This window comes from Streptomyces sp. NPDC091281 (assembly GCF_044757425.1).
In the GTDB taxonomy this organism is placed as follows: domain Bacteria; phylum Actinomycetota; class Actinomycetes; order Streptomycetales; family Streptomycetaceae; genus Streptomyces.
In genome coordinates this window covers 15,231-41,975 of the sequence record NZ_JBIVUY010000019.1, presented here as the reverse complement: position 1 = coordinate 41,975, position 26,745 = coordinate 15,231, and the positions used below count along the sequence as shown (strand labels likewise).

The 26,745-nt window shown below is 73.2% G+C and carries 18 protein-coding genes; 11 read left to right on the top strand and 7 right to left on the bottom strand.

The genetic code is table 11. The annotated features are described in order from the left end of the window. Positions 1–225: 225 nt before the first annotated feature. The 3 genes from ACIQPQ_RS35615 (at position 226) to ACIQPQ_RS35605 (ending at position 6,632) form a co-directional block, all read left to right on the top strand. Positions 226–2,502: a CDP-glycerol glycerophosphotransferase family protein gene (locus tag ACIQPQ_RS35615; RefSeq protein WP_401312600.1), complete on the top strand. Its 2,277-nt coding sequence runs from the start codon at positions 226–228 to the stop codon at positions 2,500–2,502. 5 nt (positions 2,503–2,507) lie between these two features. Further along, complete coding sequence (locus tag ACIQPQ_RS35610) at positions 2,508–4,901, top strand: CDP-glycerol glycerophosphotransferase family protein (RefSeq protein ID WP_401312597.1); 2,394 nt, start codon at positions 2,508–2,510, stop codon at positions 4,899–4,901. Between the two features lie 171 nt (positions 4,902–5,072). Continuing rightward, positions 5,073–6,632 carry a hypothetical protein gene (locus tag ACIQPQ_RS35605; RefSeq protein WP_401312594.1) on the top strand — a complete coding sequence of 520 codons (1,560 nt, stop codon included), beginning with the start codon at positions 5,073–5,075 and terminating at the stop codon, positions 6,630–6,632. Positions 6,633–6,688: 56 nt separating this feature from the next. Here the strand turns inward: ACIQPQ_RS35605 and ACIQPQ_RS35600 are convergent, their stop codons facing one another. Continuing rightward, positions 6,689–7,102 carry an organic hydroperoxide resistance protein gene (locus ACIQPQ_RS35600; protein ID WP_383780640.1) on the bottom strand — a complete coding sequence of 138 codons (414 nt, stop codon included), beginning with the start codon at positions 7,100–7,102 and terminating at the stop codon, positions 6,689–6,691. A gap of 145 nt (positions 7,103–7,247) precedes the next feature. Here ACIQPQ_RS35600 and ACIQPQ_RS35595 point away from each other — a divergent pair, with 145 nt between their 5' ends. Next, positions 7,248–7,874 (top strand): MarR family winged helix-turn-helix transcriptional regulator, encoded by a 627-nt coding sequence (locus ACIQPQ_RS35595; RefSeq protein ID WP_401312592.1) that lies wholly within the window; start codon positions 7,248–7,250, stop codon positions 7,872–7,874. Positions 7,875–8,079: 205 nt separating this feature from the next. Continuing rightward, complete coding sequence (gene galE, locus ACIQPQ_RS35590; protein WP_401312589.1) at positions 8,080–9,060, top strand: UDP-glucose 4-epimerase GalE; 981 nt, start codon at positions 8,080–8,082, stop codon at positions 9,058–9,060. A 43-nt stretch (positions 9,061–9,103) separates the two neighbouring features. On the opposite strand, the gene ACIQPQ_RS35585 is transcribed toward galE, so the two are convergent. Beyond that, positions 9,104–9,730 carry a TetR/AcrR family transcriptional regulator gene (locus ACIQPQ_RS35585; RefSeq protein WP_401312587.1) on the bottom strand — a complete coding sequence of 209 codons (627 nt, stop codon included), beginning with the start codon at positions 9,728–9,730 and terminating at the stop codon, positions 9,104–9,106. Positions 9,731–10,027: 297 nt separating this feature from the next. Between ACIQPQ_RS35585 and ACIQPQ_RS35580 the strand changes: the two genes are divergently transcribed. After that, positions 10,028–10,945, top strand: a complete 918-nt coding sequence (locus ACIQPQ_RS35580; protein WP_401312584.1) for an ABC transporter permease — start codon at positions 10,028–10,030, stop codon at positions 10,943–10,945. Beyond that, positions 10,938–11,795, top strand: coding sequence for an ABC transporter ATP-binding protein (locus ACIQPQ_RS35575; protein ID WP_401312582.1), 858 nt, complete (start codon positions 10,938–10,940; stop codon positions 11,793–11,795). Before ACIQPQ_RS35580 ends, ACIQPQ_RS35575 begins: the two co-directional genes overlap by 8 nt. 118 nt (positions 11,796–11,913) lie before the next feature. Here the strand turns inward: ACIQPQ_RS35575 and ACIQPQ_RS35570 are convergent, their stop codons facing one another. Beyond that, positions 11,914–16,878, bottom strand: coding sequence for an NAD-glutamate dehydrogenase (locus ACIQPQ_RS35570; RefSeq protein ID WP_401312580.1), 4,965 nt, complete (start codon positions 16,876–16,878; stop codon positions 11,914–11,916). Between the two features lie 812 nt (positions 16,879–17,690). Here ACIQPQ_RS35570 and ACIQPQ_RS35565 point away from each other — a divergent pair. Continuing rightward, a complete protein-coding gene (locus tag ACIQPQ_RS35565) occupies positions 17,691–18,257 on the top strand; it encodes a DJ-1/PfpI family protein (protein WP_401312577.1) in 567 nt (188 codons plus the stop codon). Between the two features lie 40 nt (positions 18,258–18,297). Here ACIQPQ_RS35565 and ACIQPQ_RS35560 read toward each other — a convergent pair whose 3' ends face one another. Together ACIQPQ_RS35560 and ACIQPQ_RS35555 are read right to left on the bottom strand one after the other, a co-directional pair. Then, positions 18,298–18,969, bottom strand: coding sequence for an HAD family hydrolase (locus tag ACIQPQ_RS35560; protein ID WP_401312575.1), 672 nt, complete (start codon positions 18,967–18,969; stop codon positions 18,298–18,300). Positions 18,970–19,006: 37 nt separating this feature from the next. After that, on the bottom strand, positions 19,007–19,528 hold the full coding sequence (locus ACIQPQ_RS35555; protein ID WP_401312572.1) for a DUF6912 family protein: 522 nt from the start codon (positions 19,526–19,528) through the stop codon (positions 19,007–19,009). A gap of 346 nt (positions 19,529–19,874) precedes the next feature. Here ACIQPQ_RS35555 and ACIQPQ_RS35550 point away from each other — a divergent pair, with 346 nt between their 5' ends. Further along, a complete protein-coding gene (locus tag ACIQPQ_RS35550) occupies positions 19,875–20,660 on the top strand; it encodes an Rv3235 family protein (RefSeq protein WP_401312570.1) in 786 nt (261 codons plus the stop codon). 82 nt (positions 20,661–20,742) lie between these two features. On the opposite strand, the gene secA is transcribed toward ACIQPQ_RS35550, so the two are convergent. Continuing rightward, positions 20,743–23,550 carry a preprotein translocase subunit SecA gene (gene secA / locus ACIQPQ_RS35545; RefSeq protein ID WP_401312567.1) on the bottom strand — a complete coding sequence of 936 codons (2,808 nt, stop codon included), beginning with the start codon at positions 23,548–23,550 and terminating at the stop codon, positions 20,743–20,745. A 279-nt stretch (positions 23,551–23,829) separates the two neighbouring features. Between secA and ACIQPQ_RS35540 the strand changes: the two genes are divergently transcribed. Both ACIQPQ_RS35540 and ACIQPQ_RS35535 read left to right on the top strand, forming a co-directional pair. Then, positions 23,830–24,585, top strand: a complete 756-nt coding sequence (locus tag ACIQPQ_RS35540; protein WP_401312564.1) for a GNAT family N-acetyltransferase — start codon at positions 23,830–23,832, stop codon at positions 24,583–24,585. A 69-nt stretch (positions 24,586–24,654) separates the two neighbouring features. Continuing rightward, positions 24,655–25,857: a winged helix-turn-helix domain-containing protein gene (locus ACIQPQ_RS35535; protein WP_401312561.1), complete on the top strand. Its 1,203-nt coding sequence runs from the start codon at positions 24,655–24,657 to the stop codon at positions 25,855–25,857. A 111-nt stretch (positions 25,858–25,968) separates the two neighbouring features. On the opposite strand, the gene ACIQPQ_RS35530 is transcribed toward ACIQPQ_RS35535, so the two are convergent. Then, positions 25,969–26,718, bottom strand: a complete 750-nt coding sequence (locus ACIQPQ_RS35530; protein WP_383780687.1) for a response regulator — start codon at positions 26,716–26,718, stop codon at positions 25,969–25,971. Positions 26,719–26,745 lie beyond the last annotated feature (27 nt).

The window sequence follows — 26,745 nt, the reverse complement described above, 5'->3', positions numbered from 1 at the left end:
TCCGTGCCGGGCAGCCCGCTGACCCCGCCGGGGGGCGCACTGTCCCCGCCGGACGGCGCGCTCCCGCTGCCGAGCAGCAGGCCCCCTCCCCCGCACGTGTCACGTCACCGTCCCGCCGCCCTCCGTTCACCCGGTGTCCCCCGAATGCCGTAGGCGAACGTAACCAATTCACTCCTTCGGCCGTTTCCGGGCCAGGTTCTGCCGCCCGCGCCGGAAGAAGGAGACATGCCCCGTTTCAGCATCGTCGTCCCGTCCCACGGGGTCGCGGGCCGTCTTCCCCTCGCCCTGGACTCCGTTCTGGCCCAGGACTTCGGGGACTTCGAGCTGATCCCGGTCTGCGACGGCCCCGGTGCCCCGGCCGCGGGGGTCGCCGCCGGGTACGCGGCACGGGACCCCAGGGTCCGCCCGGTGTTCTCGCCGCCGTCGGCGGGGCTGGCCGAGGCGCGCAACACCGGGGTGCGGGCGGCGACCGGCGCGTATCTGCTGTTCCTCGACGGCGACGACACCCTCGCTCCGGGCGCCCTGCGCGCGCTGGCCGACCGGCTGGCGGTGACGGGCGAGGTCGACGTCCTGTACGCCGAGCACGAGCGCGTCCCGTGGTGGGAGGGCGAGCCGGTCAACCCCGTTGCCGCGGGCTGGAGTTCGGCGCCGGACGGGGTGTTCACGCCGCGCGCGGCGCCCGAGGTGGCGGGGGTGCTGCTGCCCGCGTGGAGCGCGGTCTACCGCCGGGCGTTCCTCGTGGAGCGGCAACTACACTTCCCCGGCGGCCACTTCACGGATGTCGGGTTCGGCGGCCTGGTCACCCTGCACGCCGAACGGGCCGCGGTGCTGCGGGCGGTGGTCGTCCGGCACCTGCTGCGCCGCCAGGGCGACCGGCCGGCCCGGCCGGGTGCCCACCACGGCGAACTCCTCGACCAGGTCGAGCGGGTGTTAGGCGCGCGCCCTGAACAGGCGCTGCCGCACGGCCTCTTCGGTCAGCTCTTCGCCGCCGTCCTGTCGACGGCCGCCCGTCCGGCCCGGCTGCCCGCGGCCGACCGCCGCGCCTTCTTCCGCCGGGCGGGCGCCCTGTACCGGCAACACCTCCCGGCGGACCTCCCGCGCCCGCACGGCCGGACCGGCCTGCCGCACCGCCTGCTGGCGGCCGACGCGTACACCGCGTTCCGCGTGCTCGCGTACGCCCACCGGCTCGCGGCACGGGCACTCCGCCTCGCCTCCCGCCTCCCCCGCCACGTCACGGCGACCGGCCGCACCCGAGGCATCACACGGGTCGCACCAGTCGCACGGGTCGCACGGGTCGCACGGGTCGCGGCGGGTGTCGGCGGCCGTCTCCGCCGGATCGACCCGCGGCTCGCCGTCTACTGCGCGCACGGGGGCCGCGGTTACGTGTGCGGCCCGGCCGCGCTGCACGAGCGGGCCGCCGAACTCGCCCCGCGTCTGCGGTCGGTGTTCCTCGTCCGGGCGGACCACGCGCACGCCGTCCCGGAGGGCGTCGAGCACGCCGTGCTCGGCACCCGGCGCGCCCGGCGGCTGCTGACCCGCGCCAAGTACCTGGTCGGCGAAGGGGACTTCGCGCGGGACGTGGTGAAGCGGCCGGGCCAGGTACGGCTGCGGACCCCGCACGGCACCCCGTTGCGGACGACGGGCGTCGACCGGGCCGCGTACCCGGTGGCCGCCACGGCGGCCGGTGCGGGTGGCGGCCCCAGGGCGCTCCTCGGCGGCGCGGACCGCTGGGACTACGTCCTCTCCGCGAACCCGCACTCCACCCGGACCTGGGAGCGCGCCTTCCCGGGCGCCTACGAGCCGCTGGAGTACGGCTCCCCGCGCAACGACGTCTTCTACCGGGCCTGCGCCGAGGACGTGGACCGTATCCGGCGGGACCTGGGCGTGCCCGAGGGGAAGACGGCCGTGCTGTACGCCCCCGCCCACCGCGACCACCCCGTGCCCGCCGGTCCCGGCCTCGACCTGGCGGCGTTCTGCGCGGCGGCCGGTGAGGACGTGGTGGTTCTGCTGCACGCGCCCGGCGCGCACCCCCGCGCACGCAGCGTCGGCGGTCCTGGCGGGGACCGGGTCATCGACGTGTCCGCCCACCCTTGCGTCGAGGAGGTCTGCCTCGCCGCCGACGCGCTGGTCACGGACTACGCGTCGCTGATGTGCGACTACGCCCACCTGGACCGGCCGATCGTCCTGTACGCGGACGACTGGGAGGTCTGCGCGCGGACACGCGGCCTGTACGTCGACCCGCGTACGGTGCCGCCGGGCCCGGTGGCCCGCACTCCCGAGGAGCTGGCGACGGTCTTCCGCGACGGCGTGCACCGGGGTGCCCGGTCGGCGGCGCTGCGGTCCGCGTTCCGGGCCCGGTTCTGCCGGTTCGACGACGGCCGGGCCGCCGAGCGGGTGGTGCGCCGGGTGCTGCTGGGCGAGGACCGGGGGACCATCCCGCCCGTCCGTCCGCTGGGCGAGCGGATTCCGGCGCCCGCCGCCGTCCCCTTCGCAAGGAGCTGACCGCCGTGCCCCGCTTCAGCGTCGTCGTCGCCTGCCCCCGGGGGGAGCGGGGCTTCCTCCGCGCGTGCCTCGACTCGGTCCTGGACCAGCCGTACCGGGACGTCGAGGTGATCGCCGTGACCGACCGCTCCCCCGGCGGCTGCGGCCCGATCCTGGACGAGTACGTCCTGGGTGACCCGCGCGTGCGGGCCGTACGGCTGCCGCGGGACCTGGGTCCGGGCGGCCTGCGCGACGCGGGGCTCGCCCACGCGCGCGGCGAACGTCTGCTGTTCCTCGGGGCGGGCGACACCCTCACCCCGGGTGCCCTGGGCGCGCTGGCCGACCGGCTCGACGAGACCGGCGACCCGGACGTCCTGCTCTTCGACCACGCGCGGACGTCCTGGTGGGACGGCACCCGACGCGACCCCGCCGCACACCTCCTCGCCGCCCCCGGCGACAGCGACAGCGACGGCGACTTCGACGGCACCTTCACGGCGGCCGAGCACCCTGGTGTCCTCGGCCTGCCGGCGGTCGCGTGGAACAAGGCGTACCGGCGGGCGTTCGTCCTGGAGAACGGCTTCCGCTTCCCGCCCGGCGCGTACGGGCAGCTGTCCTGGACGTACGCGGTGCTGCTCGGCGCGCGCCGGATCGCCGCCCTGGAGCGGATCTGCGTGGATCACGTGGACCACCGCCCGCACCGGACGCCCGCCCCGGACCGTCCGCCGTACGGCCGCCCCGCCGCCGACGGCGACCACCCCGACCACGGCGACCCTTTCGACCTGCACGCCCAGTACGAGCGGGTCTTCGCCCTCCTCGACGCGCGCCCCGCGCTCGGGGCGTGGCGTCCCGAGGTGCACCGCCGGATGGGCGCGCACTGTCTCGCCCTGCTCGCCGACCCGGACGCGCTGCCGCGGTCCGCGCGGGCCGCGTTCTTCCGCCGCACGGCCGCACTGTCCGCCCGCCACCGTCCCCGGGGCGCACCGCTCCCGGCGGAGCTGCGGGTCCTGGAGGGGACGTACGCCGGGTTCGTCGCCCGGCGACTGGCGGCACGCGCGACGGGGGCGGCGAGGACGGTGGGGGCGGACCGGAACGGGGCGGTCCCGGACGGGGCGGGGCGGGCCGGGGCTGGGGCGCGTGCAGAGGTCGGGGAGCGCGCGCGCCGAGGCGTGCGAGCCGGTCGCACGCGGCGGGCGCCGGACCCGGACCTCGTGGTGTACGCGGCGGCCGGGTACCGGGGGGCGCTGGGCGATCCGGGGGCGGTCCACCGGGCGGCGCGCGTGATCGCCCCACGGCTGCGCGGGGTGTGGGTGGTGCGGGACGAGGCGTGTGCGGCCGGGCTGCCCGAGGGCACGGAGCACGTCCTGCTGGGCTCGCCCGAGCACCACCGGGTGGCGGCGCGGGCCGGGTTCGTCGTCACGGACCTCGACGGCGGTGACTTGGCGGGGCTGCCGGCCGTACCGGCGGGGCGGCCGGACGCCGTGCACATCCAGACGCATCGCGGCACCCCGCTGGCGTACCGGGGCGCGGACCTGCTGGAACGCCCCGGGGCGCGGCTCGGGGTGGACGTGCCGGAGCTGCTGCGGCGCGCCGACCGCTGGGACCACAGCCTGGTCGCCAACGCGCACTCGGAGCTGGTGTGGGAGCGGGCCTTTCCGTGCCGTTTCGCGGCGGCGCGCACCGGGAGCCCGCGCAACGACGTGCTGGTGAACGCGGGTCCGGAGGCGGTGCGGCGGGCCCGCGCGCGGCTCGGGGTCCCGGCCGGGAACACGGTCGTGCTGTACGCGCCGGCCCGCCGGGCGTACCGGCGCGGCGGGTATGTCGAGGCGTTCGACCCGGCCCGGCTCGCGGCCGACCTGGGCGCGGGGCACACCCTGGTGGTGCGGCTGCACCCGTCCCTGGCGGACGGTCCGGCGCGCGCGCTGGGCCTGGCCGAGCTGCACCGGCGCGGGGTGCTGGTCGACGCGACCGGCGTCGGTGACGCGGCGGAGGTGATGCTCGCCGCCGACGTCCTGGTGACGGACTACGCGTCCCTCATGTGCGACTACGTCCTGCTGGACCGGCCGGTCGTGGTGCACGCGCACGACGTGGACGCGTTCCGGGCGAGCCGGGGCCTGTACGTGGACGTGACCGCCGAGGGGCCGGGACACGTCACGCGCGCCTACGGCGAGCTGGCGGAGGTGCTGGTGTCGGGTGGCTGGCGGGACGCGGAGTCGGCGCGGCGGCGGGCGGCCTTCCGGGACCGGTTCCGCGGCCACGACGACGGCCGGGCCGCCGAGCGGGTCGTACGGACGCTGCTGCTGGGGCAGGAGATGCCCGCCGCCCCGGTCGCGGCCCCTCCGGCGGCGCCGGTCGTCGGCGGCGCGCGCGGGCTGTCTGTCCCGGTCCAGGCGAGGGCCGATCGGGCTCACTCGATGGGGTGAGAAGCGGCAAGGGCGTTGACCCGACGGGAACATACGGTCAATGCGGCCTTTCTCCCGTCCCCCGCGGACCCGTCAGGCGTCCCCGGCACACCCGGTGTGCCCGGCGCGCCTGGTGTGCCGGGCGTGCCCGGCCCGTCCGGGCCTCCCGGTCCCCGACGCCGTCGCGGCCCCATGAGCGTCGGTGTCCTGACCCGGCGTCCCGCGCGCGGCGCGACGGCGCTGTACGGCGGGCGGCTGTGGCGTCCGACGCCGTACCAGGTCTTCGGGTTCCTGTTCTGGCTGGTGATGTCGCTGGCGTACTGGCGGGTGCCGCTGTGCTGCGACGCGGGGCAGCACGCGGCGGTGGTGGAGCGGCTGCGGGCCGACCTGTTCGCGCCGCGCCACCCGACGGCCGACCTGCCGGGCGCGGGCAGTCCGTTCTACTCGCCGTACGCGTTCGCCGAGGGGGTGTTCGCCAGGCTGACCGGGTTCGGCGGCCGGGAGGTGCTGCGGGTCGCGGGGCCGGTGAACCTGCTGGTGCTGCTGACCGGCGTGGGGCGCTTCACGCGCGCGTTGACCGCCCGCCCGTGGGCGCCGGTGCTGGCGCTGGCCGCGCTGACCCTGCTGTGGGGCACCGAGCGGGTGGTGTGGAGCGGGTCGCTGGGCCTGCTGCCGCTGACCGGGACGCTCGGCGCGCCGGCGGTGTGCGCGATCGGTCTGACGTTCTGGGCGTGGGCGTGGACGGCCACGCGCGCGCGGGACGACCGCGCGGTGCGCTTCGTGGGCCCGGACGGCCTGCGCGGCTTCGCCGGGTACGTGGCCCTGGGCGCGCTGTACGGGCTGATCCTGCTCGTCCATCCGATCGTCGCCGTGTCGGCGGTCACCGGGGGCGTGGCGCTCGTGGCGGGCCGGCAGCGGGGCCGGTGCGCGGGGAAGGCGCTGCGCTGGGCGGCGACGGGCTGCACGGCGCTGCTGACGGCGGCGGTCTGGCCGTACTTCGACGTCCTCGCGCTGGTCGGCGACACCCGCCTGGACGCCTCGTACCGGCGCCTCTACGACGGTCTGGCGGGGCATGTCTGGCTGGCCGTGGCGGCCGGGCTGCCCGCGCTGTGGCTGCGGGCCCGCCGCGAGGGCGCGCGCGACCCGCTGGTGCTGATGTTCGCCCTGGACTGCCTGGTGGTGGCGTACGGCTGGGTCAGCGGCCGGTACGCGTACGGCTGGACCGTGGGGCTCGCCCTGGTGCCGCTCCAGTGGGCGGTGGCGGTGGAACTGGCGGCGCCCCGGCCGTGGCGGACGGGGCGCAAGGTGCTGGCCGCGCTCGCCGCGGGCGCGGCCTGCGCGGGCTTCCTGGTCGTGCACGCGGGGGCGGTGGTGCCGCGCTCGCTGGACCCGGTCGGTTTCGCGCAGCCGCCGCGCCCGCCCGCGTACGACTGGGCGGCGCGGCACATCGGGCCCGGCGAGGTGGTGATCGCGGACGGCTCGCGTGCCGCGCGCGCGATCGCCGGGTACGGCGCGAACCTGGTCGCGCCCGTCCGGCCGGACCCGGCGCTGGGCGAGCGGGAGCGGCTGCGGCGGGTAGCGGAGGTGCGCGCCTACCTCGCCCCGGACACGACCCGCGCCGCGCGCGCGGCGGTCGTCCACCGCCACCACGTCCGCTGGCTGCTGCTCACGCCCCGGCACGCGGTGCCCGAGGAGGCCGTGGTGGTGGCGTGGAGCAGGCGGACGGGTGAGGTGCTGGCGCGGGTCGGATGAGGACCGGATGCCGCCCGCCGCCGCCCGGCGCGGGCCGGGCGGCCGGGGCGGGCGGGTTACTCGACGACGAGGTCGACCTCGATGTTGCCGCGGGTGGCGTTGGAGTAGGGGCAGACCTGGTGGGCCTGCTCGACCAGCTTGCGGCCGGTCTCCTGGTCGACGGTGTCGGGCAGCTCGACGCGGAGGGTGACCTTGAGGCCGAAGCCCTCGCCCTGCTTGCCGATGCCGACCTCGGCGGTGACGGCGGCGTCGCTGACGTCGACCTTGGCCTGGCGGCCGACGACGCCGAGGGCGCCGCCGAAGCAGGCCGCGTACCCGGCGGCGAACAGCTGCTCGGGGTTGGTGCCCTGGCCGTCGCCGCCCAGCTCGACCGGCGGGGAGAGCTTGACGTCGACCTTGCCGTCGGAGGTGACCGCGCGGCCCTCGCGGCCGTGGGTGGCGGTGGCTACGGCGGTGTAGAGCGCGTCCATGTCTGAACCGTCCCTCTCGGAAGACTGTGTGCGGGGGGTGACCGGCCCTCGCGCTCGTCGCGTCCGGACCGCCTCACGGAGATAAGTAGAGCACACAATTCAATTGCACACAATCAAATGATGGGTGCGGAGCTACCCTGGTGGCATGACCTCGACGTCCACGCCCGCGGCCGCCTCTCCGACCGGCCCCGAGTCCGCCGCCCCGACCGGCTCCTCCGCCCCCGTGGCCGCTCCCGCCGCGCTCGGCTCCCCCGGCGGCGAGAACTGGCTGCTGCTGGACCGGCAGATCTGCTTCTCCCTGCACGCGGCCTCGCGCGCGTTCAACGGCCTGTACCGCGTGATCCTCAAGGACCTCGGGCTCACCTACCCGCAGTACCTGGTGATGCTGGTCCTGTGGGAGCAGCCGGGCGGGGAGGGCGCGGACGAGGGGGACGGCCGGAGCGCGGGGGACGTCGGAGAAGGGGTGCCGGTCAAGCGGCTGGGCGAGCGGCTGCGTCTGGACTCCGGGACCCTGTCGCCGCTGCTGAAGCGCCTGGAGGCGGCCGGTCTGGTGCGACGGGAGCGCAGCGCGCGCGACGAACGGTCGGTGCGGATCACGCTCACCGAGGAGGGGCGCGCGCTGCGCGAGCGGGCCCTGCGGGTGCCGCGCCGGATCGCCGCCGCCACCGGGTCCTCCCCGGAGGAGATCGACGCGCTGCGGGCCCGCCTGGACCAGCTGACCGACGTCCTCGACGCGGCGGCCCGCGAGGAGGAGCAGGCCGGGAGCCGGTGAGGGGGCGCGGTCGGCGGCGGGTGCGCCGGGCCGTCCGGGGCACGGCCGGACGGAGTTGTCCACAGGCCCGGCGGGGTCGGGCGGGGACTGCTTCACTGTGAGTCGGCTCCATCGCGGCCCCGGCACCGGGACCGCGCCGGGGCCGCGCACCGCCCGTGGCCCGGACCGCCGCCCACGGGCCGACCGACGAGGGGGAGGGCGGGAGATGACCTGGTTGATCACCGGGGGCGCCGGATACATCGGGGCGCACGTCGTGCGCGCGATGACCGGCGCAGGCGAGCGGACCGTGGTCTACGACGACCTCTCCACCGGGGTGGCCGCGCGGGTGCCGGACGGGGTGCCGCTGGTGCGCGGCTCGACGCTGGACGGCGAACTGCTCGCCCGCACCCTCGCCGGGCACGAGGTGACGGGCGTGGTCCACCTGGCGGCGAAGAAGCAGGTCGGCGAGTCCGTCGACCGGCCCCTGCACTACTACCGGGAGAACGTGGAGGGCCTGCGCGTCCTCCTGGACGCGGTCACCGCGGCGGGGGTCCCCTCGTTCGTGTTCTCCTCGTCCGCCGCGGTGTACGGGGCACCGGACGTCGACGTCGTCACGGAGGACACCCCGTGCGTCCCGATCTCGCCGTACGGCGAGACGAAGCTCGCCGGGGAGTGGCTGGTGCGCGCCACCGGCCGGGCCACGGGCCTGTCGACGGCCGCCCTGCGCTACTTCAACGTGGCGGGCGCGGCCCGCCCGGAGCTGGCGGACACCGGGGTCTTCAACCTCGTCCCGATGATCTTCGAGCGGCTCACCGAGGGCGCCGCGCCCCGCGTCTTCGGCGACGACTACCCCACGCCGGACGGCACCTGCGTGCGGGACTACATCCACGTGGTGGACCTGGCCGAGGCCCACGTCGCCGCCGCCCGCGCGCTGCGCTCCACGCCCGGCCGCGCCCTGACCCTGAACATCGGCCGCGGCGAGGGCGTGTCCGTACGGGAGATGATCGACCGCGTCGCCGCCGTCACCGGCCACGACCGCCCGCCCACGGTCACCGCCCGCCGCCCCGGCGACCCGGCCCGGGTGGTCGCCTCGGCCGACCGCGCCGCCACCCTCCTGGCCTGGAAGGCCACCCACGGCCTCCAGGACATGATCGCCTCGGCCTGGGAGGGCTGGCTGCGCCTCCACCCGGAGGCGGCGAGACGGTAGCCGCCCCCGCCCCCGTCTCCAGCGCCCCCGCCCCCGCCCCCGGCTACAGCGCCTTCAGCGCCTCCGCCGTCGCTCGTGCCAGCGCGGGGAGGTACCCCTTGGGCAGCTTGGGGCTGCGGATGACCACCGAGCGCCAGTAGAGCGGACCGGAGATCAGGTCGAGGGCGAGGTCGTCGTCGAGTCCGGCGCGCACCTCGCCGCGCGCCGCCGCCGCGGCGACGATCTTGAGGGCGACGCCTTCCTGCCCCTCCCGCAGCGCCTTCTGGAGGGCCTCGGCGATCTCGGGGTTGCGGGCGGCCTCGGCCTGGAGGTCGGGGATGATCTGCGAGGCCACGGGGTGCCGCAGGGCGCGGGAGGTCACCTCGTACAGCATCCGCAGGTCGGTCTCCAGGCCGCCGGTCTCCGGGGCGGGCAGTCCCTGCACGGCGATCGCGGCGACGATGTCCAGCACGAGGTGGAGCTTGGAGCGCCAGCGCCGGTAGACGGCGGTCTTGCCGACCCCGGCCCGCCGGGCGATGCCCTCGATGGACATGCGGGCGTAGCCGACGGTCGCCAGTTCCTCGAACACGGCCGCCCGGATCGCCTCGGTCACGTCCTCGCGGAGCACGGCCGCCCCGGCGGGGGCCCTACGGCGCGGACGCGTCTGGGGTCCGTCGGCGTTGGTGGTCATACGGACCAGCATAGGGCGTCACGACGATACGGTCCCGTCCCCACGCACCCACCCACATCCGCCCGCTGTCGCCCGCGCCCGCAAGCCACGGCGAGCCCTCGGAGCCCCCGCACCCCACCCCGCCCACCGTGACGACGAAACGGTTGCGTTCCGACGCCCCGACGGCCTACGCTCACGTTGCGACGATACGGTCCCGTCCCGACGTAAGAGAACGTGAAGAGAAACGTAAGAGAACGCCGGACGACGGCGGCGACGCCGGACGCGTGAACCCCCACCCCCCGAGTGAAAGCAGCGGATGTGAGCCAGGTCCTCCACACACCGCCCCCGACCCGGGCCGAGGCCCCCGAAGACCTCGCGGCGCTCGCGGCCCGGTACGGCCTCGCCGTCAGCGGCGCCCGCCCCTCCCTGCCCGACTACGTCCGGCAGCTGTGGGCGCGCCGCCACTTCATCACCGCGTTCTCCACCGCCAAGCTCACCGCGCAGTACAGCCAGGCACGGCTGGGCCAGGTGTGGCAGGTGATGACCCCGCTGCTGAACGCCGCCGTGTACTACTTCATCTTCGGCGTGCTGCTCCAGACCAAGAAGGGCGTGCCGGACTACATCCCGTTCCTGGTGACGGGCGTGTTCATCTGGACGTTCACCCAGAGTTCGATCATGGCGGGCACCCGCGCGATCTCCGGCAACATCGGCCTGGTGCGGGCGCTGCACTTCCCGCGGGCCGCGCTGCCGATCTCCTTCTGCCTCCAGCAGCTCCAGCAGCTGCTGTTCTCGATGGCCGCGCTGGTGCTGATCCTGCTCGTGGTGGGCGTGCCGCCGGCCGTGTCCTGGGTGCTGGCGGTCCCCGCGCTGACCCTCCAGTTCGTCTTCAACGCGGGCGTGTCGATGATCCTGGCCCGGATCGGCGCGAAGACCCCGGACATCGCCCAGCTGATGCCGTTCGTGCTGCGGACCTGGATGTACGTGTCGGGCGTGATGTGGAGCATCGACAACCTGCTCAGCCAGCACACGGACATGCCGCCCTGGGTGGCCGACGTGCTGCGCGCCAACCCGGCCGCCGTCTACATCGACCTGATGCGGTTCGCGCTGATCGACAGCTTCCACGCCGACCAGCTCCCGCCGCACGTGTGGGCCTGGGCCGTCGGCTGGTCGCTGCTGGCGGGCGTCGGGGGCTTCATCTACTTCTGGAAGGCTGAGGAGACCTACGGCCGTGGCTGACACCGTCCCGCCCACCGGGCCCACCGACCTGGCGCGCCTGCGCGACCAGCGGATTCCGACCGTCGTCGCCGACGGCGTCGACATCGTCTACCGGGTCAACGGCACCGGCGGCGGCCGGGGTTCGGCCACCGCCGCCCTCAACCGCATCGTGCGCCGCAAGAAGACCGAGAAGGCCTCCGGCGTCCGTACGGTGCACGCCGTGAAGAACGTGTCGTTCGTCGCGCACAAGGGCGAGGCGATCGGCCTGATCGGCACCAACGGTTCGGGCAAGTCGACGCTGCTCAAGGCGGTCGCGGGCCTGCTGCCGGTGGAGCGGGGCCGTATCTACACCGACGGCCAGCCCTCCCTCCTCGGCGTCAACGCGGCCCTGATGGGCGATCTGACCGGCGAGCGGAACGTCTACCTCGGCGGTCTGGCCATGGGGATGAGCCGGGAGCAGATCAAGGCCCGCTACCAGGAGATCGTCGACTTCTCCGGCATCAACGAGAAGGGCGACTTCATCTCGCTGCCGATGCGGACGTACTCCTCCGGCATGGGTTCGCGGCTGCGGTTCTCCATCGCCGCCGCCAAGGACCACGACGTCCTCCTCATCGACGAGGCCCTCGCCACCGGTGACGCCAAGTTCCGCCAGCGCTCCGCGGACCGTATCCGGGCCATGCGGGAGCACGCGGGCACCGTCTTCCTGGTCAGCCACAGCAACAGCTCGATCCGGGAGACCTGCGAGCGCGTCCTGTGGCTGGAGCGCGGCGAACTGCGCATGGACGGGCCGACGGAGGAGGTCATGGAGGCGTACGAGGCCTTCACCGAGCCGAAGAAGAAGCCGCGTCCGAAGACGGCGGCGAAGGACTGACGGCGCGCCGCCCCCACACGGGCACGGCCGCCCCCACAAGGGCGTCAAAGAAAAGGGGGGTGCCCCCGGCCTCGGCGGCCGGGGGCACCCCCCTTTCCTCATGTGCTCGGCGTGGCCGCTACGAGTGGGCGCGCAGCAGCGTGCGCATGGTGCGCATCGCCACCGACAGGTTCGCCAGGTCGAAGGTCTCCGAGCCCTGGATCTCGTCCAGGGTGGTGCGGGCGCGGCCGAGGAGCGCCGCGTTCTTCTCGTCCCAGGCCTTGAACCGCTGCTCGGGCGTCGCGGTGCCGTTGCCGACGGCGAGGACGTCGGCGGTGAGCGCCGCGTGGGCCGCGTACAGGTCCTCGCGGATGGAGGCGCGGGCCATCGACTGCCAGCGGTCGGCTCGCGGCAGCTCGATGATGCGGTCCATGAGCTGGGTGATGTGCAGCCGGTCGGCGAGGTCGTAGTAGACCTCGGCGACGTCCATCGGGTCGCGGCCCGTGCGGTCGGCGACCGACACGATGTCCAGCGCGGGGAACGCCGACGAGAACCCGGCCACCCGGTGGGCGAGTTCGTCGGGGACGCCCGCGGCGGTCAGCTCGTCGCAGATCTTCTGCCACCACTCCAGGTCCGCGCCGCGCAGCAGCTTCGTCAGCTGCGACCAGACGTGCCCGACGCGCTCGGAGAAGAAGTCGACCGTCTCGGCCAGCTCCAGCGGCTGCGGCCGGTTGTTCAGCAGCCAGCGCGTGCCGCGCTCGACGAGGCGGCGCGAGTGCAGGCGGATACGGGTCTGCACCTCGGCGTCGACGGTGTTGTCGAGGCCCTCGACGGCGTCCCACACCGACGCCGACCGGAAGATGGTCCGCGCGGCGGTCTGCGCCCGCACGATCTCCTCCAGCGAGGCGCCGGTCTCCTCCCGCAGCCGGTGCAGATAGGTCGTACCGCCGGTGTTGACGGTGTCGTTGACGAGGACGGTCGTGGTGATCTCGCGGCGCAGCGGGTGGTTCTCGATCTGCTCCGCGAACCGCTCGCGCAGCGCGGTCGGGAAGTAGGCGAAGAGCAGGCCGCGCAGGTAGGGGTCGTCGGGCAGCGTGGTGTGCAGCAGCTCGTCCGAGACCGTGATCTTGGTGTACGCCATGAGGACGGCCGTCTCCGGCCCGCTCAGGCCCTGGCCCGCGCCGAGCCGCTCGCGGATCTGGCGGTCGGTGGGCAGGAACTCCAGCGCCCGGTCGAGGTGCCCCTCGCGGACCAGGTGGCGCAGGAAGCGCTGCTGGGCGTGGAGCATGTCCTTGGACTGGGCGAGGGCGTTGGCGATGGCCGTGTTCTGCGCGTAGTTGTTGCGCAGGACGAGCGCGCCGACCTCATCGGTCATCTCGGCGAGCAGCTTGTTGCGCTGCTTGACCGTCATGTCGCCCTCGGTGACCAGCCCGTTGAGCAGGATCTTGATGTTCACCTCGTGGTCGGAGGTGTCGACGCCCGCGCTGTTGTCGATGGCGTCGGTGTTGATCTTGCCGCCGCCGCGGGAGTACTCGATCCGGCCGAGCTGGGTCAGGCCGAGGTTGCCGCCCTCGCCGACGACCCGGGCGCGCAGGTCGGCGCCGTCGACGCGGATGGCGTCGTTGGCCTTGTCGCCGACGTCGGCGTGCGACTCGGTGCTCGCCTTGACGTAGGTGCCGATGCCGCCGTTCCACAGCAGGTCGACCGGGGCGGCCAGGATGGCGCGCATCAGGTCGGCGGGGGTGGTCTTGGCGACGCCCGCCTCGATGCCCAGGGCCTCGCGGATGTGGGCGTTGACGGGGATCGCCTTGGCGGAGCGGGGGAAGACGCCGCCGCCCGCGGAGATCAGGCTCTCGTCGTAGTCGGCCCAGCTGGAGCGGGGCAGTTCGAACAGGCGGCGGCGTTCGGCGTAGGAGGTGGCCGCGTCGGGGTTCGGGTCGATGAAGATGTGCCGGTGGTCGAAGGCGGCGACCAGGCGGATGTGCTCGCTGAGCAGCATGCCGTTGCCGAAGACGTCGCCGGACATGTCGCCGATGCCGACGACCGTGAAGTCCTCGACCTGGGTGTCGACGCCCAGTTCGCGGAAGTGGCGCTTGACGGACTCCCAGGCGCCGCGCGCGGTGATGCCCATCGCCTTGTGGTCGTAGCCCGCGGAGCCGCCGGAGGCGAAGGCGTCGCCGAGCCAGAAGTCGTAGGACTGGGCGACCTCGTTGGCGATGTCGGAGAACGTCGCCGTGCCCTTGTCGGCGGCGACCACGAGGTAGGTGTCGTCCTCGTCGTGCCGGACGACGTCGGAGGGCGGGACGACCTCTCCGGCGACCATGTTGTCGGTGATGTCGAGGAGCGCGGAGATGAAGGTGCGGTAGCTGGCGATGCCCTCGGCGAGCCAGGCGTCGCGGTCGGCGGACGGGTCGGGCAGCTGCTTGGCGACGAACCCGCCCTTCGCGCCGACCGGCACGATCACGGTGTTCTTCACCATCTGCGCCTTGACCAGGCCGAGGATCTCGGTACGGAAGTCCTCGCGCCGGTCGGACCAGCGCAGCCCGCCGCGCGCGACCTTCCCGAACCGCAGGTGGACGCCCTCGACGCGCGGCGAGTACACCCAGATCTCGAACGCGGGGCGCGGCGCGGGCAGGTCGGGGATGGCCTGCGGGTCGAACTTCATGGAGACGTAGTCGTGCGGGGCGCCGTCGGTGGCCTTCTGGAAGAAGTTGGTCCGCAGGGTCGCCTTGATGACGGTGAGGAAGGAGCGCAGGATGCGGTCCTCGTCGAGCGAGGCGACCTGGTCGAGCGCGGCCTCCAGCTCCTCCAGCAGCGCGTCGGTGATCTCCAGCCCGGCGCGCTGCCGGTCCGGCGACATCCGCGCCTCGAAGAGGGAGACGAGCAGCCGCGTGGTGTGCACGTTGGTGCGGAGGGTGTCCTCCATGTAGTCCTGGCTGAACGTGGACCCGGCCTGCCGCAGGTACTTGGCGTACGCGCGCAGCACCATCGCCTGCCGCCAGGTCAGCCCGGCGCCCAGCACGAGGGCGTTGAAGGTGTCGTTCTCGGCCTTGCCGGTCCAGGTCGCGGCGAACGCCTCCTGGAACCGCTCGCGGGCGTCGTCGCCGAAGTGGTCGCCGCCCGCGCCGCCGAGCGGTGTGGGCATGCGCAGCCCGAAGTCGTAGATCCAGGCGACGCTGCGGTCCGCGCAGCGCAGTTCGTAGGGCCGCTCGTCGATGACCTCGACGCCGAGGCGGTTGAGGACGGGCAGGACCGCCGACAGGGAGATCGCGTCGCCCTTGCGGTAGATCTTGAAGCGGCGTTCGTCGGGGGCGGCGCCGACCGGCTCGTACAGGCTGAGGGAGAAGTTCCGTTCCTCCGAGAGCCGTTCGAGGTGGACGAGGTCGGCGACGGCGGCGCGCGGGGTGTGGTCGGCCTTGTAGCCCTCGGTGAAGGCGTTGCCGTAGCGGCGCAGGAGTTCGGCGGTGCGCTCCTCGCCGAGTTCGGCGTTGAGGGCGTCCTGGAAGGCGTCGGCCCAGGAGCGGGCGGCCTCGACGAGGCGGACCTCGAGGCGGTCGCGGTCGGTGTCGGACAGCTCCGGCAGGACGGTGCCCTGCGGGACGCGGACCACGAAGTGCAGCCGGGAGAGAATCGATTCGGTGTTCCAGGCGGTGAAGTCGACGCTGTTGCCGCCGAGTTCCTCCTTGAGGATGTCGATGATCCGCAGCCGGACGCCGGTGGTGTAGCGGTCGCGCGGGAGGTAGACGAGCGCGGAGTAGTAGCGGCCGTACTCGTCCTTGCGCAGGTACAGCCGCAGCCTGCGGCGTTCCTGGAGGTAGAGCACGGAGGTGACGATGGCCTGGAGTTCGTCGACCGGGGTCTGGAACAGCTCGTCGCGCGGGTAGGTCTCCATGATCTGGAGGAGGTCGCGGCCGTCGTGGCTGTTGCGGGAGAACCCGGCGCCCTTGAGGACGCCGTCGACCTTGCGGCGGACGACGGGCACGCGCAGCACGGACTCGGTGTAGGCGGCGGACGAGAACAGGCCGAGGAAGCGGCGCTCGCCGACGACGTTGCCCTCGGCGTCGAACTTCTTGACGCCGACGTAGTCGAGGTAGGAGGGCCGGTGCACGGTGGCGCGGCTGTTGGCCTTGGTCAGGACGAGCAGCTTGTGCTCGCGGGCCTTGGCGCGGGCGTCGGCGGGCAGCCGCTCGAAGGAGGGGGAGACGGGGTGGTCGTCGCCCTCGGTGTGGTGCGGGTCGGCGCGCAGGATGCCGAGGCCGGTGCCGGGCACGGGGGCGAGGGAGTCGTCCTCGCGGAGCTGGTACTCGCGGAAGCCGAGGAAGGTGAAGTGGTCGTCGGCGAGCCAGCGCAGCAGTTCGCGGGCCTCCTCCACCTCGGGGGCGGCGAGGTCGCCGGGGACGGGCTCGCCGGGGAGGCCGTCGGCGACCCGCAGGGCGGCCTCGCGCATCTTCTCCCAGTCCTCGACGGCCTCGCGGACGTCGGACAGCACCCGCAGCAGGTCGGCGGTGATCTGCTTGAGGTCGGCGCGGTCGGACTCGCGGTCGGTCTCGACGTGGATCCAGGACTCGACGTGCGCGTCGTGCGGGAGTTCGGCGCCGGGGGGCGTCGGCTTCAGGATCTCGATCAGCCGGCCGGCGACGTCGCGGCGGACCACGATCTGCGGGTGGATGACGAGGTGGATGCCCCGGCCCTGCCGGGTCAGCTCGTTGGTGACGGAGTCGACCAGGAACGGCATGTCGTCGGTGACGACCTCGACGACGGAGTGGCTGTTGGTCCAGCCGTTCTCCTCGACGGTCGGGGTGTGCACCCGGACGTTCGCCGTGCCCTGGGGGCGGTTCTCGGCCAGCCGGTAGTGGGAGAGGGCCGCGCCGAAGACGTCGACCGGGTCGCGGTCGCCGAGGTCCTCCTGGGCGGTGTGCAGGTAGTAGCGCTGGAGGAACGACAGCACGGACTCGTGGTCCGGGGTGCTCGGAGTGTCCGGGGTCCCCGGACCGCCCTCGCCCGTCGTCCCGGTCGGTAGATGGCCCCCGACCGGGCTGTTCTCAGCGACCCGGGCCGCCCGTTCGAGCAGCTCGGCCTTGGCTTCGTCCAGCTTGGTCTGCATTGTCCTCTGGCTCCTGTCGCGCGCCGTTGCGTGACGTAGAAAGAAGTACGGTCTCTTCCCCTGTGACGTGACGCCGAGACGCGGGGTGTCCGGTCTGTTCCGACGCTATGCCGCACGGAGAGATGAGCGGGGGGTTATCAGCCATATTCAGGGCTTTCCCGGGATGTGACGCTGCTCTCGGCGCCACCGGTGTCCCGGGGAGACACGGCCCGGATTCCGGCGGGATGCCGCCGGTGTCCTGGTGGGGCCTGGTGCCGCCCTGTCGAGGTCCGGGGTCCGGGGGGAGTCCCGTGGCCCGGTGCTGTGCGGCGTCGTGGCGACGCCCGGCGTCCTGGGGGCGTCGGTGCCCCGTCCCGCCCGCGAGGACCAGCGACCGTCGCCCGGCGGCGGATGTCGTCCGCCTGCGCCGGGCGCGGGGCAGGGGCAACCGCACCCCCGCGAGCTATCGCGCTGATCACGCCACCAGGCTATCGCCCCGCCCCCGGGCCCCGTCATGAGCCGTATGTGTACAAAACCGGGGGTGGAAGTTTGACGTTCTGCACAGATGCGGAGGCACTCTGGAGGCGTACCCGGGCGCCCGCCGCGGGGCGGGTGTACAGGGGGTGCGTCCGTGTACGGCGGGCGGGCGACGGCAGGGGCCTGTGCGGCGTACGCGGCGTGCGGGAGCGGGGGCTCGCGCGGCCCGTCCGGGTGCCCGGCACGCGCACGACGGCAGGACCGTATGGCAGTCAGGACCGCAGGACCGTAGGGCAGTACAGCACCGCAGGACAGTACGGCAGGACGTGACCGGCCCGATCAGGAGGTGCACCGGGATGACCACCAAGATCCTCATCGTCACCGGGGACGCAGCGGAGTCGCTGGAAGTCCTCTACCCCTACCAGCGGCTGCGCGAGGAGGGCTACGAGGTCCACATCGCCGCCCCCGCCCGCAAGCAGCTCCGCTTCGTCGTGCACGACTTCGAGCCCGGCTTCGACACCTACACCGAGAAGCCCGGCTACACCTGGCCCGCCGACCTCGCCTTCTCCGAGGTGGAGCCCGGCGAGTACGCCGCCGTGGTGATCCCGGGCGGGCGGGCCCCGGAGTACCTGCGCAACGACCCGGAGCTGCGCAAGATCGTGAAGTCCTTCTTCGACGCGGACAAGCCGGTCGCGCAGATCTGCCACGGCCCGCTGCTCACGGCCGCGGTGGACGGTCTGACCGGACGCCGGGTCACCGCCTATCCGGCGCTGGAGCTGGACATGCAGGGCGCGGGGGCGACCTTCCAGGACGCGGAGGCGGTCGTGGACGGCACGCTGATCTCCGCCAGGGCCTGGCCGGACCACCCGGCGTGGATGCGGGAGTTCCTGACGGTGCTGCGGGAGAAGGCGCCGGTGACGTGAGCCGAGGGCGGCGGCGGGGGGGGGTGGCGGGCGCCGGGTGTCAGGCTCCGGCCGCCATGTCCTTTGCCGTCGCCACGGCCTCCGCCAGCGTGTCGACCACGGGCACCCCGGCCCCTTCCAGGCTGGCCCGGCTGTGCGAGCCGCCGGTGTAGAGCACGGCGCGCGCCCCCACGTGCAGGGCCGCCACCGCGTCGTCGACGGCGTCGCCGATGACCACGGTGCGCGCCGGGTCGACGGCGGCGAGGGCGTTCAGGTGGCGCACCATGTGCTCGGCCTTGCTGCCGCCGGAGGGACCGGTGCGCCCGTCGACGCGGAGGAAGTGCGGTTCGATGCCGAAGCCGCGCACCAGCGGGACCAGGTCCTCGTGCCCGTACATGCTGAGCAGGGACTGGCTGCGCCCGGCCGACCGCCACCCGGCGAGCAGCTCCGCGGCGCCGTCGGTCAGCCGGCAGCGCACCCGGTGCTCGGCGTAGGCGCGGTGGAACGCCTCGTCCATGACGAGCCATTCGGCGTCGGTGGGCAGCCGGCCGAGCAGCCGCTCGTAGAACTTCGGGACCGGCACGCAGTACAGCGCGCGGTAGCGCTCCAGCGTGATCGGTTCCAGGCCCAGTTCGACGAAGGCCGCGTTCGTCGCTCCAATGATGGCGTCGTTGTCGTGGAACAGCGTGCCGTTCCAGTCCCAGACGATGTGCGCCGCTGACTGCGTCCCCATACCGGCCAACGTACCCGCCGCCACCGACAGCCCGTCCTCAGCCCCCCGCGCCCACCAGGTCGGGGATCTCCTGCGGGGCGTACCAGAGCAGTTCGCGGTCCTCGGCGCCGTCCACCACGTCCTGCGCGTCGTCGTCGCCCTCGTCCGCCGCGGCGAGCGCCCCGGCCGCGGCGGTCACGTCGGTCTCGGCGTCCCCGGCGTCGACGTGCACGGCGGCCGCCTTCGCGAGGCGTACGGCCCCCTCCGCGACCCGGACCTGGCCCAGGTCGGCGGGGTCGAGGTCCTCGCCGGCCCCGGCGGCGACGGCGCCGTCGGTCACGTCCACGGCGAGCACAACGCGCCGCCGGGGCGCGGCCGGGTCCGCCGCCAGCAGCCGCAGCGCGGCGAGCGCGGCCCGGCCGAGGGCGGCGTACTCCAGTTCCTCCAGGTCGTCGGTGCGGCACCACGCGCGCAGCGCGGGCGTCACGGCGTACGCGGTGAGCGGTCCGGACGGCCCCAACTCCCCCGTGCTGTGCGCCTCGGCGAGACCGGGGAGGGTCAGGGGGACGTAGACGCGCATGGCGGGCCGCTCCTTCGTGGTTCTCGGGGTCCGGGCGCCGGGGTGATCGGGGCCGGGTGCGGGTGCGGGTGCGGGGAACGAGGTTCAGGATACGGGCCGGGGGTCCCCTTTCGAGTCCCCGTCCGCCGCCCCGGAAGCGTCCACCCGACGCCCGGAAATTCACCCCCTGCACCGCCTCTGCCTGGGCTTTTCGCGCCACGACCATCCTGATAGGTGAATTCCCCCACCCTCGCTCAGCAACTCTCCGCTCACTTGCCATCACACAGCGCAACCCCATACAAGATCGGCAACGGAAAGTTACCGCCCGGTAGAGGCAATGGTCCGGGCCCGTCGAACGGGGACACCCATGAACAAGGTCATGACGAGGACGCAGCCCGCCCCCGGCACCCGCCCGCCGGCCCGCCGCGACACCCGCCGCCCGGCCGGCACCCCGCCCCGCGCGCCCTCCGGCGGCGCACCCCGCACCGCGTCCGGCGGCGGACGCCCGCCCGGCTCCCCGGGGACCACCCGCCCCGCCCGCACCCGCCCCTCCGACAACCGGCCCCCGACCGGCAGCGGCACCACACCCGCGGCGGCCCCTGCACGCACCGCTCCCCCCGCCCCCGTCGCCCCCATCCGGCCCGCTACGCCCGGCCCCGCGCCCAGGGTCCCCGAGCAGAGCCCCCGCCACCCCCACCGCCCCCTCGGGCCGCCGGCCCCGGACGGACAGCTCCTCCCACAGCCCCGCCTCCCCCAGCCAGGCCCTCCGCAGCCCGGCCTCCCCCAGAGCGGTCTCCCCCAGCCCGGTGGCCCCCGCCCCACCGACCTCTTCGCGGACCGTCTGCTCGCCGTCCTCAGCGGCCGCCGCCCCGTCCACTCCATGCTCCGCCACACCGTCGGCCACGCCTACGACGATCTCGCGGACCTCGCCGAGCACGGCCCGCTGCGCTGCGCGCACGGCGTCGTCCCCGTCGTCCAGGACGTCGGCTACTACGTGCCCCGCAGCGGCGCCCTGGAGGTGTTCGCCCGGATCGGCGCGGGCGACCGGCTGCGCGCGATGGCGTTCCGCCTGGAGCTCGGCCGCGACCGGCGCTGGCGCTGCACCGCCGTCGAACTCGGCGGGCCCCGAGGTCCGCGCCGCGAGAACGACTGAACCGGCCACCGCCACGCACGACAACGGGCCGGGCCACCCGAAGGTGACCCGGCCCGCGACGCCGACGCTGTGCGCGCCCCGGCTACTTCTTCCGGCGGCGGCCGGTCTTCGCCTGCTTGCGCCGCTCCGCGCGCGTCAGACCGTCCGCCTCGGACCGCACGGGCTCCTCGTCGTTGTCGAAGTCGCCCTCGATGGTGCCGCCCTCGCCGTCCACCGTCGGCGCCGAGAAGTGCAGGTTGCGCCGCTGCGGGGCGTCGAGCCCCTTGGCGCGGATCTCCGGGCGCGACTGCGCCGGGACGACGTCCTGCTTCTCCATGTCGACCGGGGTGGCGTCCTCGACCGGGACCTCCTCGACCTGCTGCTCCACCTGGACCTCCAGGTTGAACAGATAGCCGACGGACTCCTCCTTGATGCCGTCCATCATCGCGGAGAACATGTCGAAGCCCTCGCGCTGGTACTCCACGAGCGGGTCCTTCTGCGCCATCGCGCGCAGACCGATGCCCTCCTGGAGGTAGTCCATCTCGTAGAGGTGCTCACGCCACTTGCGGTCCAGGACCGACAGCACGACCCGCCGCTCCAGCTCGCGCATGATCTCGGAGCCGAGCTGCTTCTCGCGCGCCTCGTACTGGTCGTGGATGTCGTCCTTGATGGACTCGGAGACGAACTCGGCGGTCAGACCCGCGCGGTCACCCGCCGCCTCCTCCAGCTCGTCCACGGTGATCTTCACCGGGTAGAGCTGCTTGAAGGCACCCCACAGCCGGTCCAGGTCCCAGTCCTCCGCGAAGCCCTCGGCGGTCTCCGCCGACACGTACGCGTCGATGGTGTCGTCCATGAAGTGGTGGATCTGCTCCTGGAGGTCCTCGCCCTCCAGGACCCGCCGCCGCTCGCCGTAGATGACCTCGCGCTGACGGTTGAGGACCTCGTCGTACTTCAGGACGTTCTTACGGGTTTCAAAGTTCTGGGTCTCGACCTGCGACTGGGCCGACGCGATCGCGCGCGTGACCATCTTGTTCTCGATCGGGACGTCGTCCGGCACGTTCGCCATCGACATCACGCGCTCGACCATCTGCGCCTTGAACAGCCGCATCAGGTCGTCGCCCAGCGACAGGTAGAACCGGGACTCGCCCGGGTCGCCCTGACGGCCGGAACGACCGCGCAGCTGGTTGTCGATACGACGCGACTCGTGCCGCTCGGTGCCCAGCACGTAGAGACCGCCGAGGTGCTCGACCTCGTCCTTCTCGGCCTTCACGGCCTCCTCCGCGCGCTGCAACGCGGCCGGGAGGGCGGCGGCCCACTCCTCGATGTGCTCCTCCGGGTCGATGCCGCGCTGCCGCAGCTCCGCCTCCGCGAGGTCCTCGGGGTTGCCGCCGAGCTTGATGTCCGTACCACGGCCGGCCATGTTCGTCGCCACCGTCACGGCGCCCTTGCGGCCCGCCTGGGCGACGATCTGCGCCTCACGCTCGTGGTGCTTGGCGTTCAGCACCTCATGCTGCACCCCGCGCTTGCTGAGCTGCTGCGACAGGTACTCGGACTTCTCGACCGAGGTCGTGCCGACCAGGATCGGCTGGCCCTTCTCGTGCTTCTCGGCGATGTCGTCGACGACCGCCTCGAACTTCGCGACCTCGGTGCGGTAGATCAGGTCCGACTGGTCCATGCGGACCATCGGCTTGTTCGTCGGGATCGGGACGACACCGAGCTTGTAGATCTGGTGGAACTCGGCGGCCTCGGTCATCGCCGTACCGGTCATGCCGGAGAGCTTGCTGTAGAGGCGGAAGAAGTTCTGGAGGGTGATCGTGGCGAGGGTCTGGTTCTCGTCCTTGATGTCCACCCCCTCCTTCGCCTCGATCGCCTGGTGCATGCCCTCGTTGTAGCGGCGGCCCGCGAGGATACGACCGGTGTGCTCGTCGACGATCATGACCTCGCCGTCGATGACGACGTAGTCCTTGTCCTTCTTGAACAGTTCCTTCGCCTTGATGGCGTTGTTCAGATAGCCCACCAGGGGCGTGTTCACCGACTCGTACAGGTTGTCGATGCCCAGCCAGTCCTCGACCTTGGCGACACCGGACTCGTGGATCGCGACGGTGCGCTTCTTCTCGTCGACCTCGTAGTCGCCGGTCTCCTCGATGCCCTTGAGCGGGTTGCCCGGCTCACCGCGCTTGAGGCGCACGACCAGCTTCGCGAAGTCGCCGTACCACTTCGTCGCCTGGTCGGCCGGACCCGAGATGATCAGCGGCGTACGCGCCTCGTCGACCAGGATCGAGTCGACCTCGTCGACCACCGCGAAGTTGTGGCCGCGCTGCACCAGCTCGTCCTTCGACCACGCCATGTTGTCGCGCAGGTAGTCGAAACCGAACTCGTTGTTCGTGCCGTACGTGATGTCGCACTCGTACTGCTCGCGGCGCTGCGCCGGGGTCATGTTGGCCAGGATGCAACCGACCGACAGGCCCAGGAACTTGTGGACGCGGCCCATCATCTCGGAGTCGCGCTCGGCCAGGTAGTCGTTGACCGTGATCAGGTGGACGCCGTCACCGGACAGCGCGTTCAGATACGCGGGCAGGGTGCCCACCAGCGTCTTGCCCTCACCGGTCTTCATCTCGGCGACATAACCGAGGTGCAGGGCCGCGCCGCCCATGAGCTGCACGTCGTAGTGACGCTGGCCCAGGACGCGCTTGGCGGCCTCACGCACCGTGGCGAACGCCTCCGGCAGCAGGTCGTCCAGGGACTCCCCGTCGGCGTACCGCTGCTTGTACTCATCGGTGAGGGCCCGCAGCTCGGCGTCGGAGAGGTCGACGAAGTCCTCTTCGATGGAGTTGACCTGGTCCGCGATGCGGTGCAGCTTGCGCAGGATCTTGCCTTCGCCTGCACGCATGATCTTCGAGAGGACGGACACGGGGGTTGGTCTCCTTGCCGGTCGGGCCTGGGACGGTCGGGATCGGATTCGACTTGCTGAGCAACGGCCATCGTATGCGAGGACCCCGCCACGCCGGGAGGCCTGCTGTCACGCGGACCGCACACCGCTCCCGGCACCGCCGGATCTCCTCACACAGGGACAACGTCCGGGCCCCGCCGATGGTGCCGCGTCCACCCGACGAATTGCGCGAATCGTGATCACGCACTCACACACGGCAAAGACGTGGCGCCCACCCCGCCCCGCGCGCAGAATCGCCCGATGGAGCCCGTCACCCTCACCGCCGACCGCCTCGTCCTGCGCCCCTTCGGCCCCCACGACGCCGACGCCGTGCACGCCGCCGTCCAGGACCCCGACATCCAGCGCTGGACCACCATCCCCTCCCCCTACCTCCCCGAACACGCCGCCGCCTTCACCGCACACACCGCCCCCGAAGGCTGGGCCGACGGCTCCATGTTCACCTTCGGCGTCTTCCTACGGGACACGGAAACGGCCGGAACGGCACCGGAGAACGGGAGCGAGCCCGACGACGTACGTGCCGGGAGCGAACCCGTCGACGCGCGTTCCGGGAGCGAACCCGTCGGTGCGCGTGCCGGAGGCGGCACGCGCGCGAGCCACGCCACGACGGCCCCGGCGGAAGACGCCGCGCGCGCACGGAACGCCACCGACACCGCCCTGGTCGGCGCCCTCAGCCTCACCATGCGCTCCCTGGGCACCGCCGAGATCGGCTTCTGGACCGCGAAGGAGCACCGCGGCCGCGGCTACACCACCGAGGCCACCCTCACCGCCGTCCGCTGGGCCTTCACCCGCCTCGCCGTCGACCGCGTCGAATGGCGCGCCGAGGTCGGCAACACCGCCTCCCGCACGGTCGCCGCACACGCCGGCTTCACCCTGGAGGGCACCCTGCGCTCCGCCATCAACAACAAGGGCGTACGACGCGACTGCTGGATCGGCTCCCTCCTCCCCTCCGACCTCGGCCTGCCCTCCACCGCCCCCTACCTCCCCGCGACCGCCTGACACCCTGGGACGACCCGGCACGGCACCGCTCCCCGGCCGACTGTCAGACCCACCGCCTATCGTTCCCCCATGACGACCCCGCCGCCCACCGCCCAGCTCTCCGCGGACGATGCCCGCCGGATCGCCCTCCGCGCCCAGGGCTTCCTCGGCACCCCCGACCGCCGGGCCGGAGTCCGCGGCGTCCTGCGCCACCTCGGGGCCGTCCAGCTCGACACCATCTCCGTCCTCGCCCGCTCCCACGAACTGATCCCCTACGCCCGCCTCGGCGCCGTCGGCCGCGCCACCGTCGAGGACGCCTACTGGAACCCCGCCCCCACGACCGGCACCGGCCCCGCCCGCCCCCACGCCTTCGAGTACTGGTCGCACGCCGCGTGCATCCTCCCCATCGAGGAGTGGCCCCACTTCGCCTTCCGCCGCCGCGCCTACCGCGCCCGCCCGCACTGGAACCACGACCTCCCCGACGGCACCTACGACCAGGTCGTCAAGCAGCTGCGCACCGAGGGCCCCCTCACGGCGACCGAACTCGGCGGCGCCAAGAAGACCAGCGAGTGGTGGGACTGGTCGGGCACCAAGGTCGCCGTGGAACGCGCCCTGATGTACGGCGAGGTCGTCTGCGTCGAACGCCGCGGCTGGAAGCGCGTCTACGACCTGGCCGAGCGCGCCGTTCCCGCCGACCTGCTGCACGACACGCTCGACGACACCGAGTGCCTGCGCCGCCTGGTCGCGCTCGCCGGCCAGTCCCTGGGCGTCGGCACGCGCGCGGACATCGCCGACTACCACCGCCTCAAGGGCGAACAGGTCGACGCCGTCATCGCCGACTCCGGCCTCGTCCCCGTCACCGTCGAGGGCTGGTCGAAGCCCGCCTGGGCCGACCCGGCCGCCCTGGAGACCACCCCGCGCGGACGCCACCGCACGACCCTGCTGTCCCCCTTCGACTCCCTGATCTGGGAACGGGCCCGCACCGAACGCCTCTTCGGCTTCACCCACCGCCTGGAGGCCTACGTCCCCAAGCCCAAGCGCATCCACGGCTACTTCGCGATGCCCGTCCTCGCGGGCGGGCGCCTGGTCGGCCGTGTCGACCCCGCGCGCGAAGGCCGCACGCTCGTCGCCCGCCAGGTCGGCCTCGCGGGCCCCAGAGCCGTCCCCGCCGTCGCCCAGGCACTGGTCGAGGCCGCGCGCTGGGTCGACTGCACCGACGTACGGGTGGAACGCGTGGACGCCCCGGAACTACGCGAACCCCTCACCCGGGAACTCGCGCACGCCCTGGCCTGACACAGAAGGCACGTCCGACGCGACGCAACGCGGCAGGCGCGGCGCGGGCGGGCGCGGCGCGAATCGTGCACAGGGCGGGAGGGAACCTCCGGCACAGGGCGGGAGAGAACCTCAGCGAATCTCGAGAATCTTCTCCCGCATCGCATAGACCACCGCTTCCATCCGGGAGTGCAACTGCAACTTCTCCAGAATGTTCCGCACGTGGTTCTTCACGGTGTTCTCGGAGATGAACAACTCCTTGGCGATGTCGCGGTTGTTCATCCCCGTGGCGACGAGCTTCAGCACTTCCAGCTCACGGTCCGTCAACCGCGGCGCCGGAACGAGCCGCCGTTCGTCGGTCCGCTGGATCATCGACTTGAACTCGGTGAGCAGTTTCGACGCCATTGACGGACTGATCTGAGACTGCCCGTCCGCGACCGCGCGAATGGCCGTCGCCACCTCGTCCGTGGAGATCTCCTTCAGGAGATAACCCGTCGCTCCCGCCTTGATCGCGTCGTAGAGGTCGGCCTCCTCGTCGCTGATCGTCAACATGATGATCTTCGCGCTGGGGGCCACCTCCTTGATCGAGGTGCACGCCTCGATGCCCCCGCGCTTCGGCATCCGCACGTCCATCAGCACGATGTCCGGCAGCAGGTCCGCCGCCTTGTCGACGGCCTCCGCCCCGTCCCCCGCCTCACCGACGACCTGGATGTCCTCTTCCGCGGCGAGGACGATCTCCAGCCCCCGGCGGAACAGCGCGTGGTCGTCCACGACGAGCACCCTGATCGGCTCCTCGCGGGGAGCAGTGTCCGCGTCCGGGCCCATGCCGACGACACCCTCGTGGGCGCCACCGACCTGCATCGGTCCGAAGCTGTCCGCCATCGTTCCTCCCCCTGAAGGCCGCGGCCG